The 13,199-nt window shown below is 33.6% G+C and carries 13 protein-coding genes; 8 read left to right on the forward strand and 5 right to left on the reverse strand.

Going from position 1 to position 13,199, the window contains the following annotated elements; translation table 11 throughout:
- Nucleotides 1–52: 52 nt before the first annotated feature.
- The 7 genes from GQF29_RS00095 to GQF29_RS00120 are packed head-to-tail and all read left to right on the forward strand — an operon-like array spanning nucleotide 53 to nucleotide 7,365.
- A complete protein-coding gene (locus tag GQF29_RS00095; protein ID WP_008788863.1) occupies nucleotides 53–949 on the forward strand; it encodes a carbohydrate ABC transporter permease in 897 nt (298 codons plus the stop codon).
- A 12-nt stretch (nucleotides 950–961) separates the two neighbouring features.
- A complete protein-coding gene (locus GQF29_RS00100; RefSeq protein ID WP_160340656.1) occupies nucleotides 962–1,840 on the forward strand; it encodes a carbohydrate ABC transporter permease in 879 nt (292 codons plus the stop codon).
- A 12-nt stretch (nucleotides 1,841–1,852) separates the two neighbouring features.
- On the forward strand, nucleotides 1,853–2,020 hold the full coding sequence (locus tag GQF29_RS18295) for a DUF6903 family protein (RefSeq protein WP_008788861.1): 168 nt from the start codon (nucleotides 1,853–1,855) through the stop codon (nucleotides 2,018–2,020).
- A gap of 11 nt (nucleotides 2,021–2,031) precedes the next feature.
- The gene (locus tag GQF29_RS00105; RefSeq protein WP_008788860.1) at nucleotides 2,032–3,156 is read left to right on the forward strand and encodes an ABC transporter ATP-binding protein; all 1,125 of its coding nucleotides are present in this window, start codon (nucleotides 2,032–2,034) and stop codon (nucleotides 3,154–3,156) included.
- A 3-nt stretch (nucleotides 3,157–3,159) separates the two neighbouring features.
- The gene (gene gnpA, locus GQF29_RS00110) at nucleotides 3,160–5,313 is read left to right on the forward strand and encodes a 1,3-beta-galactosyl-N-acetylhexosamine phosphorylase (protein WP_160340657.1); all 2,154 of its coding nucleotides are present in this window, start codon (nucleotides 3,160–3,162) and stop codon (nucleotides 5,311–5,313) included.
- Nucleotides 5,314–5,330: 17 nt separating this feature from the next.
- Nucleotides 5,331–6,251, forward strand: a complete 921-nt coding sequence (locus GQF29_RS00115) for a sugar phosphate nucleotidyltransferase (protein ID WP_117599086.1) — start codon at nucleotides 5,331–5,333, stop codon at nucleotides 6,249–6,251.
- 1 nt (nucleotide 6,252) lies between these two features.
- The gene (locus tag GQF29_RS00120; RefSeq protein ID WP_117599085.1) at nucleotides 6,253–7,365 is read left to right on the forward strand and encodes a phosphotransferase enzyme family protein; all 1,113 of its coding nucleotides are present in this window, start codon (nucleotides 6,253–6,255) and stop codon (nucleotides 7,363–7,365) included.
- 55 nt (nucleotides 7,366–7,420) lie between these two features.
- On the opposite strand, the gene dtd is transcribed toward GQF29_RS00120, so the two are convergent.
- Nucleotides 7,421–7,876, reverse strand: a complete 456-nt coding sequence (dtd, locus tag GQF29_RS00125; protein ID WP_054688954.1) for a D-aminoacyl-tRNA deacylase — start codon at nucleotides 7,874–7,876, stop codon at nucleotides 7,421–7,423.
- Nucleotides 7,877–7,950: 74 nt separating this feature from the next.
- On the opposite strand from dtd, the gene GQF29_RS00130 reads away from it, so the two are divergent.
- Complete coding sequence (locus GQF29_RS00130; protein WP_117599084.1) at nucleotides 7,951–9,216, forward strand: replication-associated recombination protein A; 1,266 nt, start codon at nucleotides 7,951–7,953, stop codon at nucleotides 9,214–9,216.
- A gap of 38 nt (nucleotides 9,217–9,254) precedes the next feature.
- Here the strand turns inward: GQF29_RS00130 and GQF29_RS00135 are convergent, their stop codons facing one another.
- From GQF29_RS00135 to mutL, 4 genes are all read right to left on the reverse strand, one after another.
- The gene (locus GQF29_RS00135) at nucleotides 9,255–9,980 is read right to left on the reverse strand and encodes a helix-turn-helix domain-containing protein (RefSeq protein ID WP_054325357.1); all 726 of its coding nucleotides are present in this window, start codon (nucleotides 9,978–9,980) and stop codon (nucleotides 9,255–9,257) included.
- A 106-nt stretch (nucleotides 9,981–10,086) separates the two neighbouring features.
- The gene (gene miaA, locus GQF29_RS00140) at nucleotides 10,087–10,998 is read right to left on the reverse strand and encodes a tRNA (adenosine(37)-N6)-dimethylallyltransferase MiaA (protein ID WP_054325328.1); all 912 of its coding nucleotides are present in this window, start codon (nucleotides 10,996–10,998) and stop codon (nucleotides 10,087–10,089) included.
- Nucleotides 10,991–11,350 carry a phage holin family protein gene (locus GQF29_RS00145; protein WP_054325329.1) on the reverse strand — a complete coding sequence of 120 codons (360 nt, stop codon included), beginning with the start codon at nucleotides 11,348–11,350 and terminating at the stop codon, nucleotides 10,991–10,993. The genes miaA and GQF29_RS00145 overlap by 8 nt, the downstream gene beginning before the upstream one ends.
- The gene (gene mutL / locus GQF29_RS00150) at nucleotides 11,351–13,186 is read right to left on the reverse strand and encodes a DNA mismatch repair endonuclease MutL (protein WP_054688958.1); all 1,836 of its coding nucleotides are present in this window, start codon (nucleotides 13,184–13,186) and stop codon (nucleotides 11,351–11,353) included. It abuts the gene before it with no gap.
- Nucleotides 13,187–13,199 lie beyond the last annotated feature (13 nt).

A 13,199-nucleotide genomic window follows, 5' to 3' on the forward strand; every position in this document is an offset into this window, starting at 1 on the left:
AGGTAGGCGGTGGGAACACCGCCTATTCTTATAAGTAAGAAGGAGGATTACTATGAATAAGAAAAAAGAAAAAAGACGTTTTATCATTTTATGTCTTGCTCCTGCAGTTATTCTATTCACAGTTTTTATGGTTTATCCAACTATTAATGTCTTCTTAATGTCGACATTAAAATGGGGAGGATTTTCTGATGAAAAAACATTTGTTGGGCTTAACAACTTTTTGATTTTATTTAAAGATATGAATTTTATTAGAGCTTTCCAGAATACTATCTTTGTGATCGTTGTTGTCACAATATTCACGCTTGCTCTCGCAATTATCTTTGCATCCATATTAGTTAGAGAAAAATTAAAAGGACAAAATTTCTTTAGAGTTATCTTTTATATTCCTAATATATTATCCATTGTTGTTATAGGAGCCATTTTCTCAGCTATTTATGACCCCTCAGCAAATGGATTGCTAAATAGTTTTTTAGGTTTATTTATGGGTAAAGATTGGCAGGGTATTCCTTATTTAGGAAATCAGTCTATTGTCATGTATTCAATTGCTTTTGCATTAATTTGGCAAGCTATTGGTTATTATATGGTTATGTATATGGCGAGTATGTCATCTATCCCTGCGCATTATTATGAAGCGGCTGAACTTGATGGCTGTGGAAAAATCAAACAGTTTTTTACCATTACTCTCCCACTTGTTTGGAGTAACATTCGTACAACTTTAACTTTCTTTGTTATCAGTACAATCAATTTAAGTTTCTTATTGGTTCAAGTTATGACAACGGGTGGACCAGATGGAGCGAGTCGTGTTCTTCTCTTCTATCTCTATGATCAAGCTTATAACAATGCAAGTTACGGTTATGGTATGGCTATTGGTGCTATCACATTTATCTTCTCATTCTTATTAAGTGCTGTTATTAATAAAGTGACAGAACGTGAAGAATATGAATTCTAAGGAGGGACACACATGAAAAAAGAAAAAATAAGTAGTGGTAAACTTTATAAAATATTTGTGTATGTTGCCTTAATTACACTTGCTATATCAATAATAGTTCCTGTTGTATGGGTATTTATGTCATCATTAAAAACAAATGCAGAATTTCAAGGAAGTCCATGGTCATTACCTGCTAGTTTTTATATTCAAAACTTCTTAGATGCCTTTGAGAAAGCCAATATGGCTGAATATTTCTTGAATTCAGTTATTGTTACAGCATTAGGTCTATTGTTACTTGTTGTTATTGCATTACCTGCATCTTATGTTTTGGCAAGATTTGATTTCAAAGGTAAAAAATTCATTAACACAGCCTTTATGGGAGGTTTATTTATCAATGTTAATTATATTGTTGTTCCAATTTTCTTGATGTTAACATCTTGGGATGATGTTATTTATGATATGATTGGAGATTTCTTCTTTCTAGATAATATTGTTATTTTAGCTGTTGTTTATGCAGCAACTGCTATTCCATTTACAGTTTATCTTTTAAGCAGTTATTTTAGAACTCTTCCTAAAGCTTATGAAGAAGCAGCATTTATTGATGGCTGCGGATATTTTAAAACAATGATTAAAGTTATGGCTCCCATGGCAAAGCCAAGTATTATTACAGTTATCTTATTTAACTTCTTAGCTTTCTGGAACGAATACATTATTGCATTGACATTGATGCCAGGGGCTTCTAAGACATTACCAGTCGGATTGGTTACTTTATCTAAAGGGCAAATGGCTGCTGCAAACTATGGTCAGCTATATGCGGGATTGGTTATTGTTATGCTTCCAACATTGATTTTGTATATCATGGTCCAAAAGAAACTTACCCAAGGGATGACTCTTGGTGGATTGAAAGATTAGAGGTGAATTGATATGAGTAATACAACTAAAAATATAATCGCTGCTATTTGCTTTGTCATTTCATTTGGGCTGGTTTGCATTGGACAGCAAAATGTTGGCTATGCTGGACTAGGGATGGAACTTATTGGTTTGACTGGTTTATTGGTCTTACTATATTTATACAACAAGAAATATAAATAGGAGGAAATATAATGGCTACATTATCACTTAAAAATATAGATAAAATATATGACAATAATGTTCAAGCTGTCTTTGATTTCAACTTAGATATTGCTGATAAAGAATTTATTGTTTTTGTAGGTCCTTCCGGATGCGGAAAATCTACAACACTGAGAATGATTGCTGGATTAGAAGATATTTCAGCAGGAGAACTTTACATTGATGATACTTTAATGAACGATGTTGCTCCAAAAGATCGAGATATTGCAATGGTTTTCCAATCATATGCACTTTATCCTCATATGACTGTTTATGATAACATGGCTTTTGGATTAAAGATTGCCAAAGTCTCAAAAGATGTTATTGATCAAAAAGTTCGTGCTGCTGCAAAAGCTTTAGATATAGAACAATATTTAGACCGTAAACCGAAAGCTCTTTCTGGTGGTCAAAGACAACGTGTTGCATTAGGAAGAGCCATTGTTCGTGAACCTAAAGTCTTCTTAATGGATGAACCTTTAAGCAACCTGGATGCAAAATTAAGAGTTCAGATGCGTGTTGAAATCCTAAAAATTTATCAACAACTTGGAACTACATTTATTTATGTCACTCATGACCAGACTGAAGCGATGACAATGGGAACGAGAATTGTTGTTATGAAAGATGGTCGCGTTCAACAAGTTGCTGCCCCTACTTATCTCTATGAACATCCTATTAATAAATTTGTTGCTGGTTTTATTGGTAGTCCACAAATGAACTTCAGAGATGGATTCATTGAAGAAAAAGACAATCAATTATCAATTGTTCTTTCAGATATAACACTTACCATTCCTGAAGACAAGGCGAAAATTCTTAAAGCATGTGGTTATGTTGGCAAAACTGTAACAATGGGTATTCGTCCTGAGGATATTTCAACTCATCCGCAATATATCATGCATCATCCGGAAGCTTCATTCCAAAATCAAGTAGATGTTGTTGAACTCATGGGCTCAGAAAGTTTCATTCATATGACAAAAGATAATGCCCCTTTTGTAGTCAAAGTTCCAGGCAGTACACCACTTAGAGCCAATGACGAAGGTTCATTTACTTATCTTATGAATAAAGTTCATTTCTTTGATAAAGAAACAGAATTAAATATATTAGAAAATCACGAGGGATAAAACATGAAAAATTATGGAAGACTCACACTCCCTACTGACTTAGATGTGATTGATCAGACAATTGCATTGAAGGAAAAACTAGGAGCAGATGCAATTAGAGATTGCGATGGCACTGAAATGCCAAAAGAACTTTTAGATTTGGATGCAAAAGTTTATGCAACATATTATACAACAAGAAAAGATAATGATTGGGCTTTAGCAAATCCTGAAGAGATTCAACAGGAATATTTAATAACTGATCGCTATACTGCTAAAACATCTTCACTTACAATCACTTTAATGAAAGGATTCCATACAGAGCAATTAAAACCAAACTTTATTGATGATCCTCATATTTGGTGGGAAGTTATTGATCGCACTACTGGTGAAATCGTCCCAACAACATGTTGGACGTATAGCGAAGATAATGGAAGTGTCACAATCCAAACAATACCTTATCATATATACACTGTCAGTTTCTTAGCCTTTTTGATATGGGATCCTGTTCATATGTATAACTTTATTACCAATGACTGGAAAGATGCTCCTCATCAATTAACATTTGATGTTCGTCAACCTAAAACACAAGTTTTTGTCAAAGAGAAATTGAAGAAATTCTGTGAAGATAATCCGCATGTAGATGTTATTCGTTTCACGACATTCTTTCATCAATTCACTTTAACTTTTGACGATCAAAAACGAGAAAAATTTGTGGAATGGTTTGGATATAGCGCTAGTGTTTCCCCATATATCCTTAAACAATTTGAAAAATGGGCAGGTTATAAATTTAGACCAGAGTTCATCGTCGACCAAGGCTATCATAATTCGCTTTTTAGAGTACCTTCACGAGAATTTAAAGATTTTATCAATTTCCAACAACAGGAGGTTTGTAAGCTTGCTAAAGAATTGGTTGATATTGTGCATAGTTATGGCAAAGAAGCCATGATGTTTTTAGGGGATCACTGGATTGGAACAGAACCTTATGGACCATATTTTGAAACAATTGGACTAGATGCAGTTGTTGGTTCAGTTGGAGATGGTGTAACAATGCGTATGATTTCTGATATTAAAGGTGTTAAATATACTGAGGGTCGACTCCTTCCCTACTTCTTCCCAGATGTTTTCTGTGAAGGTGGCGACCCAATTGGTGAAGCACATACCAATTGGTTAAAAGCAAGACGTGCAATATTAAGAAGTCCTTTAGATCGTATTGGATATGGTGGGTATTTAAAATTGGCCTTGGAATGGCCTGGATTTATTGATACAATTACTCATGTTGTTAATGAATTTAGGGATATTCATGATACAATCCAAGGAACAAGTGCATATGTTTCTCCATTTAAAGTAGCGATTTTAAATTGCTGGGGATCATCTCGCCGTTGGATGAATAATCAAGTTCATCATGCTATTTGGTATCGTGAAATTTATTCATATGTTGGTATTATTGAATGTTTAAGTGGGATGCCAATTGATATTGACTTTATTAATTTTGATGATATTAAAGATGGCGTCTTAGACCAATATAAAGTCGTCATCAATGCTGGGAGCGCTTATACATCATGGTCAGGTGCCAAAAATTGGATTGATGAAGTCGTTGTTACAAAGGTAAGACAATGGGTTGATCAAGGTGGTGGATTTATTGGTGTTGGTGAACCAACAGCATATCAGTACCAAGGACAATTCTTTCAACTGAGTGATGTCTTAGGTGTTGATAAAGAAATTGGCTTTACATTAAGTCATGATAAATACAATGAAGTGAATTCGCATCACTTCTTATTAGAAGACATTGATGGTCATATTGATTTTGGCGAGGGAATGAATGGCATCTATGCTCATGGTGAGAATTATCAAATATTAAATCAGCACCATGGATATGCACAATTGGTAACAAATACTTATGGAAAAGGCCGCAGCATCTATTTTGCTGGATTACCATACTCACCACAAAACTGTCGCTTACTTTTACGAGCAATCTATTGGGCAGCAGGTAAAGAAGATGAAATGAAAAAATATTATGTCAGCAATGTCAATACAGAAGTTGCTTCATTTGAAAGTGTGGGTAAGATTGCTGTCATTAACAACACAACAGAAGCATTATTCACCGATCTTTATGTTTCTGGAAACAAAGTTGAAACTCTCAACTTATTGCCAATGGAACTTCGTTGGATAACTATATAAAGAAAGGAGCGATGATTATGAAAAAACCTGTACTTGTTATTATGGCGGCTGGAATGGGGAGTCGTTATGGTGGTTTAAAACAAATAGATCCCATTGATAGTGATGGTCACATTATTATTGACTTTTCTATTTTTGATGCCAAACGTGCTGGTTTTGAAGAAGTGATTTTTATCATAAAAAGAGAAACTGAAAAAGATTTTAAAGATGCCATCGGAAATCGTATGTCAAAAATAATGAAAGTTCATTATGCATATCAAGAAATCAATGATATTCCATTGGGAAACATCATTCCACAAGGACGCCAAAAACCTTGGGGAACAGCTCATGCAATATATTGCTGTCGTGATATTATTGAAGGTCCTTTTGCAGTCATTAATGCTGATGATTATTATGGTGTTGAAGCTTTTCAATTAATTTATGATTATTTATTGCAGCATGATGATGATACGCAGTATCGTTATGCCATGGTAGGATACCAAATCGAAAAAACACTGACAGAACATGGAACAGTTGCCAGAGGTGTCTGTGAAGTTAATGAGCAACACAAATTAATCAATATTGTTGAACGTACTAAAATCAAAAAAACAGTTCATGGTGCTGCTTATAGTGAAGACGATTATATATGGTATGATTTACCAAGTCAAACAACTGTCTCTATGAATCTTTGGGGCTTTACAAAGAGTATTATTAAAGAAATCAATAATGGATTACAATCTTTTTTAGATGATGGTTTAATTTCCAATCCACTAAAATGTGAGTATTTCATTCCAAGTGTTGTGAGTCATTTGCTTGATCAAAAAAAGGCAACAGTAGAAGTCTTAACAACAAAAGATCAATGGTACGGAGTCACTTATAAAGAAGATAAACCAGTAATAATGAAAGCTATTAAAGACATGAAGACAAGTGGTATTTATCCACAAAAGTTATGGGGTGAATAAAATGACAAAAGAAAATTATTTATTAAAGGAAGTCATTTCTCATTTTGATTTCGTTGGCACTTTAATATCTTGTGAACCTTATGGAAGCGGTCATATAAATGATACTTTTCTTCTTGAATACAAAATAAGACATATGGGAGTTGTGCCTATTATCTTACAGAGAATGAATACAAATATTTTCAAACAGCCAATAGAGCTCATGGAAAATATCCTTAATGTGACAGCCTTTTTAAGAGAAAAGATTATCGAAAATAATGGTGATCCAGAAAGGGAAACACTGACTGTTATCCTTAATAAACAGGGGCTTCCCTTTTATAAAGATAGTCACAATCAATACTGGCGTGCATATCATTTTATTACATGTGCCACTGGTTATGATGAAGTCAAATGTGATGAGGATTTTTATCAAAGTGCGTTAGCTTTTGGTAAATTCCAAAGTCTGCTTGCTGACTATCCAGCACAAACACTCCATGAAACAATTCCTGATTTTCATAATACGAAAGTCAGATTTGAAGTCTTTAAAGCAGCAGTTGAAAAGGATATCTGTGGACGTGCAAAAGATGTCTTAACAGAAATTCAATTCATTTTAGAGCGTGAAGATGTTGCTAATGTTCTAACTGATATGCAAAATGCTGGTAAACTTCCACTTCGTGTAACCCATAATGATACAAAATTAAATAATGTATTAATTGATGATAAAACACATCAGGGTATATGCGTTATTGACTTAGATACAGTTATGCCTGGTTTGGCTATTAATGATTTTGGTGATTCGATTCGTTTTGGTGCAAGTACTGGTGCTGAAGATGAAAAAGATTTATCTCTTATTCAGTGTGATATGCATCTCTTTGAAGTCTATACAAAAGGTTTCATTGAAGGGTGTGATGGCAAACTGACTGATGAAGAAATCAAAGCATTACCTCTAGGTGCCAAAGTCATGACCTTTGAATGTGGGATGCGTTTTTTAACTGACTACTTACAAGGTGACACATATTTTAAAATAAAATACCCTGAGCATAATTTAGATCGTTGCAGAACACAATTAAAATTAGTTGCTGATATGGAAAAGAAATGGGATACAATGAATGAAATTGTATCTAAATACAATAAATAATACTCCTCTTGTACAAAAAAAGTATATTCTTCATTTAAAATGAGAATATACTTTTTTAACCTTTACAAATATCTTTGCTATCAAGAAGGATTGTCACAGGACCGTCATTAATAAGCGAAACCTTCATATCAGCACCAAATACACCTGTTTCTACGTGTATACCTGAATCTTGTATTTTTTGATTATAATAGTCATAAAGTGGGATTGCTGTATCAGGTTTAGCAGCATCAGTGAATCCAGGACGTCTTCCCTTACGGCAATCTGCATATAAAGTAAATTGCGAAATAGATAAAATTGCTCCCTGGACATCCGTTAAAGACAAATTCATCTTTCCCTGATCATCTTCAAAAATACGTAATCCTATCATTTTATCTATCATTTTATCTACAATAGCTTTTGTATCACTTTCACAGAAGCCTACCAGAGTCATATACCCTTTTTGAATACTTCCTTTTATTTGTCCATCAATACTTACAGAACTCTCTTTTACTCTTTGTATAACAATTTTCATAAGTCTCTCCTATCATTCATTACTTAAAAATGTTATACTTATTATATCAAAAAACAAGGAAAAGGAAAGATTTTATGGCAACGACTTTAGCACATCGCATGCGACCTACATCTTTAAAAGATGTTCTTGGGCAAAAACACATTATAGGAGAAAACGCATTGTTTACCCAGTTCGTTAAAAAACATCATCCTATGTCAACAATTCTATATGGTCCTCCAGGATGTGGAAAAACAACATTGGCAAGTGCACTTGCCAATGATTTAAATATACCTTATCGTATCTTCAATGCTTCAACAGGAAACAAAAAAGAAATGGATATCATTATTGAAGAAGCCAAAATGAGTGGTGAATTATTTGTTATTATTGATGAAGTTCATCGTTTGAATAAAGATAAGCAAGATCATTTATTACCACATATTGAAAACGGATTGCTGGTGATTGCTGGCTGTACAACAGCTAATCCATATCATTCTATTAATCCTGCGATTCGTTCTCGTTGTCAGATTGTTGAAGTAAAGCCTTTAGATGAAGAAGACATTATAATCGGTCTTCATCATGCTCTGAATTGTGAAAACGGACTTAATTATCAATTTAAAGTAGAAAATGGTGTCTTAGAATATATTGCAAAACTGAGTAGTGGAGATATTCGTTATGCATATAATTGTTTAGAAGTCGCAAGTATCCTTTGCGATGCAGATACGATTACATTACAAATGGTCAAGCAATCTTTAACAAAAGCAAATGCTCAATTTGATAAAGATGAAGACCAATATTATGATACACTAAGTGGTTTACAAAAGTCTATTCGTGGAAGTGATCCAAATGGAGCTATGTATTATTTAGGAAAATTAATTGAGGCAAACGATATAGAATCATTAGAACGACGTGTGATAACAACTGCTTATGAAGATATAGGACTGGCTAATCCTAACGCTTGTATGCGAACTGTCATAGCCTTTCAAGCCGCAAAAGTCATTGGCTTCCCAGAAGCACGTATTCCAATAGCAAGTGCTATCTTAGATTTATGCTTATCACCTAAATCAAAGTCATCAGAACTCGCTATAGATGCAGCACTTTCATCACTTGCAACTCATCCATACAAAGCCCCAAAATATTTACGTTTATCACCTGTAGGTCTTGAAGATGATGAAAAGTATGATTATAATCGCCCTGAACTTTGGGAATATATTCAATATCTTCCTGAACCACTTAAAGGAGAACAATTCTATATTCCATGGATGACAAGCAATTATGAAAAAGCCTTAGCTGAAAATTATCGTCGTATTTTAAAACATGGCAGAACGAGTCATCTAAAAGAACTCAATAATAAGAAAAAATAGTCCCAAAGTGAACTTCACCTTAAAGACTATTTTTTTATTTATGCAAACAGTTGTAGGATCCAATGAGGAATAGATTCAGGAATAGATTTTAAAAATCTAAAAATCTCAGCGTTAGTGAAATTTGAACCCTGTAAACAATAATCACCAGATGCACTTGCACCTATTGCAATATGCCCAATAGCTCCTCCTCCAATCGCTATGTGAGAAGCAATAGCAAATCCTCCACACGCATAAATACCTATTGCCAATCCACCAAGGGCAATGTAACCAACACCCACACCACCCAATGCTAAAATTCCTACAGCCAATCCTGCAAATGTTAATAAGCCCAGTGCTAAACCACCAAGGCTAATGATCCCAACCGCAAGACCCCCAACACTTATAACACCAATAGCTATATTTCCTAAAGCAATAATCCCTTTGGCCACTTTTCTTCCACGACCAAAATGAATATGCACGAGTGGTATACCACAAATATTTATACGGCTTTTATACTCGTATGACATTGATTTTCTAAGAACACGATGTAACTGTTCATCCGAAATAACTGCTCCTTGAATAACTGCTTTTTCACCTTTAACAAGTTCATCTAATGAGATTTCAAAAATATTTGCTATTTCAACCAATCCCTCTAATTCAGGAATAGAAGCGCCAGACTCCCATTTGCTTACTGATTGTCTTGAAACACCCAATAAATATGCAAATTCTTCTTGTGAATATCCTTTCTGTTTTCGTAGACTTGATAAATTTTCATATAGTTTCATATAATTTCCTCCGACAAACCCATTATATAATAATTCTCCCCAAACACAATCAACTAGCACTTAGAAATATGTCAACCAACAGTTGCAAAGCAAAAGAAAAAGATATTTAAACACAAATATCCCTAAGAACATTCTGAACAGTCTTCTCAAAATCATCTATTTGAACATTATACCAATGAACATCAAACTGATTCTTAAACCAAGTATATTGCCTTTTCGCATATTGACGTGAATGTTTCTTAATATTTTCATAAACAGTCTCTTTATCAATAATTCCTTCAAAATAATCAAACCATTCTTTGTAACCAATAGCTTTCATGCTTTGATAACTTCTTTCTAATCCTCGATGATAAAGATCTGTCACTTCTTTTTCCAATCCCTGCTCCTTCATAGCATCAACACGCTGATTAATTCTGCTATAGAGAAGTTCTCTTTCAATTGTCAACCCCACAAAATAAGCATCATACAAACAAACATGCTGTTGTAAAGCTTCGATATCACTTTTCTTTTGCCCAGTCTCTTCATAAATTTCAATAGCTCTTAAAACCCGTTGGCGATTATGTGGGTGGAGTTCTAAAGCACTTTTTTCATCAATATTGATGAGATGCTGGTAGAGTTGTTCATTATCATAATCTTTATACTTTTCCCTGAAAATTTCGTGATTATCTTTTGTTTCACTGAATTCATAATCATAAAGAGCCGCTTTAATATATAAGCCAGTCCCTCCAACAATAATTGGTATTTTCCCTCTTCTTGTTATATCATCAATTTGAAAACGGACAGCATCTTGATAATCTTTAACACTATATTCATCAGTTGGTTCTAAAATATCAATACAGTGATGAACAATACCTGCCATTTCCTGTTCCGTGACTTTGGCAGTCCCAATATCCATGCCCTTATAAATCTGCATAGAATCACCACTGATGACTTCACCATTCATGGCTTTTGCAAGTTCTACACCCATTCTGGTTTTACCAACACTTGTAGGTCCAATTACGACTATGACTCTAGTCATTGATTTTTCCTATTCCTAATAAACTATATATAATGGAAATACAAATCGATGCAATGATTGTTAATCCAAATGAAGTAATTTGAAAATCAGGGGACAATATATCAGTTGCTAATGTTAATATAAATCCATTAATAATCAATTGAAAAATTCCTAAAGATAAAATAGTAATTGGTAAAGCTATAATTGTTAAAATAGGCTTAATAAATGTGTTCAACAAAGCCAAAACAAGAGCCACTAAAAAAGCCACACCAAAGTCTTTGACATAAACACCGTCAAACCAATATCCCATTAGCATAATAACGCAAGCCCCTAAAGCAAGTTCTAGAATCAAACTCATAATTCCTTTTTTCATTTATACCACCCTCTTAAATAATTTTTCTAATTCATAATCACTATAAAATAATATTGTCGGTCTTCCATGTGGACAAACATATGGATTTTCACATCGCATAAGATTATCAAAGATTGTCTGCATATCACTTGGCGATAAATAAGTATTTGCTTTTAATGAGGCTTTACAACTCAAAGTTGCTATTGCATGCTCCTGTAAAGCAACAACATCTACTTGATTTTTCTTTAATATTTCTTGAACCATCTCATCAACAAACACATTTTCATCTATTTTTTTCATCCAAAGTGGCAGATTTCTTAAAATATACCCATGTTCTCCAAATACTTCTAAATAAATTCCAACTTTTTCTAATATTCCCTTACGTTCTTCTAAAATTAAGAACTCACTCATTGGATATTCAAATTGTAATGGAACTAATAATGGCTGCATAGTTAAATCAAGATGAGAGAACTGTTCTTTATAATATTCATAGTTTATACGTTCTTGAGCAGCATGCTGATCAACCATATACATTCCTTTTTCATTTTCACCAATTAAATAGGTTCCATGAATTTGTGTTTTAGCATATATTTTTTCTTTAATAGGTTTTTGTTGAAAGGTTTCATGAGAAACTGGTTTCTCTAGACTTTTTTGAGACATTTCATCGTTTTGATAAATAACCTTTTCTTCCTGTACCATATTAGAGGATTGTTTATCTTCCAAATCAGTCATATGTGGATCGTGCGAAACAGACTGCACGACTGGTTCTATATAAACAACTGGTTTTTCTTCAGGTAAATCAAAAGTAACTTGATCAAGTTGAGGCTTAAATGTTTCTCTTTCAGTTTGTTTGTTTTTGACTTGATAAGTCAAGTCAACTTGTCGCAATGCATCAGAAACACCATTATAAATCAAATCTCTTAATTCATATTCTTTAGAAAAACGGACTTCTAATTTAGAAGGATGAACGTTGACATCAACTAAATAAGGATCAACTTCAATATTGACAACGGCAATAGGATAACGGTTATCAGCAAGATAAGCACGATACGCACTATTAATCGCATCAATACTCATTGCATTCTTAACATATCGATGATTAACTAATGTAATAATGTTTGTCTTTGACGCTCTTGATGTGTCAATTTTACTTATATAGCCACTCATTTCAAATTCATCATTCTCTAAAGAAATAGGAATCATATTTTTAGCTGTTGATACACCAAACATACTTGCAATGACTTCTAATAAATTTCCTTTTCCATTTGTTTGAAAAATCATTTTATCATTATGATATAAAGTGATTGCAATTTTAGGATAGGCTAAAGCTATACGTTCTACATACTGATGTATAGATGCAAATTCACTATTTACAGATTTAAGGTATTTTAAACGGGCTGGAACATTTTGAAAAAGTTTTGTAACTGTCATTTGAGTCCCTCTAGGTAAATCACAAATACCTTCGTTTTTATATTTACCAAATTCATATTGAACATAAGTTCCTTCTTCACCTGTTGAAGTCCTTAAATCAAAATGACTGACTGAGGCAATTGAGGGGATGGCTTCACCACGAAAGCCAAGAGTCATAATATTAAATAAATCATGATCATCTTTAATTTTACTTGTCGCATGACGGGAAAAACAGAGTCTCGCATCTTCTCTAGCCATACCTTCTCCATTATCTACAACCTTGATTTTTTGGAGTCCGCCATCTTCAATAAATACCTCTATACGTGTTGCACCAGCATCAACACTATTTTCAACCAATTCCTTAACAACGCTAGAAGGTCTTTCAACAACCTCACCAGCCGCAATTTTGTTTGATAGAACATCATCTAATTGTCTTATTTTTGCCATAAATTCACCTCAC

Source organism: Coprobacillus cateniformis (assembly GCF_009767585.1).
Lineage (GTDB): Bacteria > Bacillota_I > Bacilli_A > Erysipelotrichales > Coprobacillaceae > Coprobacillus > Coprobacillus cateniformis.

What these genes read in the sequence shown, in the direction of transcription:
- GQF29_RS00095 (WP_008788863.1), top strand. Translation starts at nt 53, where the DNA reads ATGAATAAGAAAAAAGAAAAAAGACGTTTTATCATTTTATGTCTTGCT.
- GQF29_RS00100 (WP_160340656.1), top strand. Translation starts at nt 962, where the DNA reads ATGAAAAAAGAAAAAATAAGTAGTGGTAAACTTTATAAAATATTTGTG.
- GQF29_RS18295 (WP_008788861.1), top strand. Translation starts at nt 1,853, where the DNA reads ATGAGTAATACAACTAAAAATATAATCGCTGCTATTTGCTTTGTCATT.
- GQF29_RS00105 (WP_008788860.1), top strand. Translation starts at nt 2,032, where the DNA reads ATGGCTACATTATCACTTAAAAATATAGATAAAATATATGACAATAAT.
- gnpA (WP_160340657.1), top strand. Translation starts at nt 3,160, where the DNA reads ATGAAAAATTATGGAAGACTCACACTCCCTACTGACTTAGATGTGATT.
- GQF29_RS00115 (WP_117599086.1), top strand. Translation starts at nt 5,331, where the DNA reads ATGAAAAAACCTGTACTTGTTATTATGGCGGCTGGAATGGGGAGTCGT.
- GQF29_RS00120 (WP_117599085.1), top strand. Translation starts at nt 6,253, where the DNA reads ATGACAAAAGAAAATTATTTATTAAAGGAAGTCATTTCTCATTTTGAT.
- dtd (WP_054688954.1), bottom strand. Translation starts at nt 7,876, where the DNA reads ATGAAAATTGTTATACAAAGAGTAAAAGAGAGTTCTGTAAGTATTGAT.
- GQF29_RS00130 (WP_117599084.1), top strand. Translation starts at nt 7,951, where the DNA reads ATGGCAACGACTTTAGCACATCGCATGCGACCTACATCTTTAAAAGAT.
- GQF29_RS00135 (WP_054325357.1), bottom strand. Translation starts at nt 9,980, where the DNA reads ATGAAACTATATGAAAATTTATCAAGTCTACGAAAACAGAAAGGATAT.
- miaA (WP_054325328.1), bottom strand. Translation starts at nt 10,998, where the DNA reads ATGACTAGAGTCATAGTCGTAATTGGACCTACAAGTGTTGGTAAAACC.
- GQF29_RS00145 (WP_054325329.1), bottom strand. Translation starts at nt 11,350, where the DNA reads ATGAAAAAAGGAATTATGAGTTTGATTCTAGAACTTGCTTTAGGGGCT.
- mutL (WP_054688958.1), bottom strand. Translation starts at nt 13,186, where the DNA reads ATGGCAAAAATAAGACAATTAGATGATGTTCTATCAAACAAAATTGCG.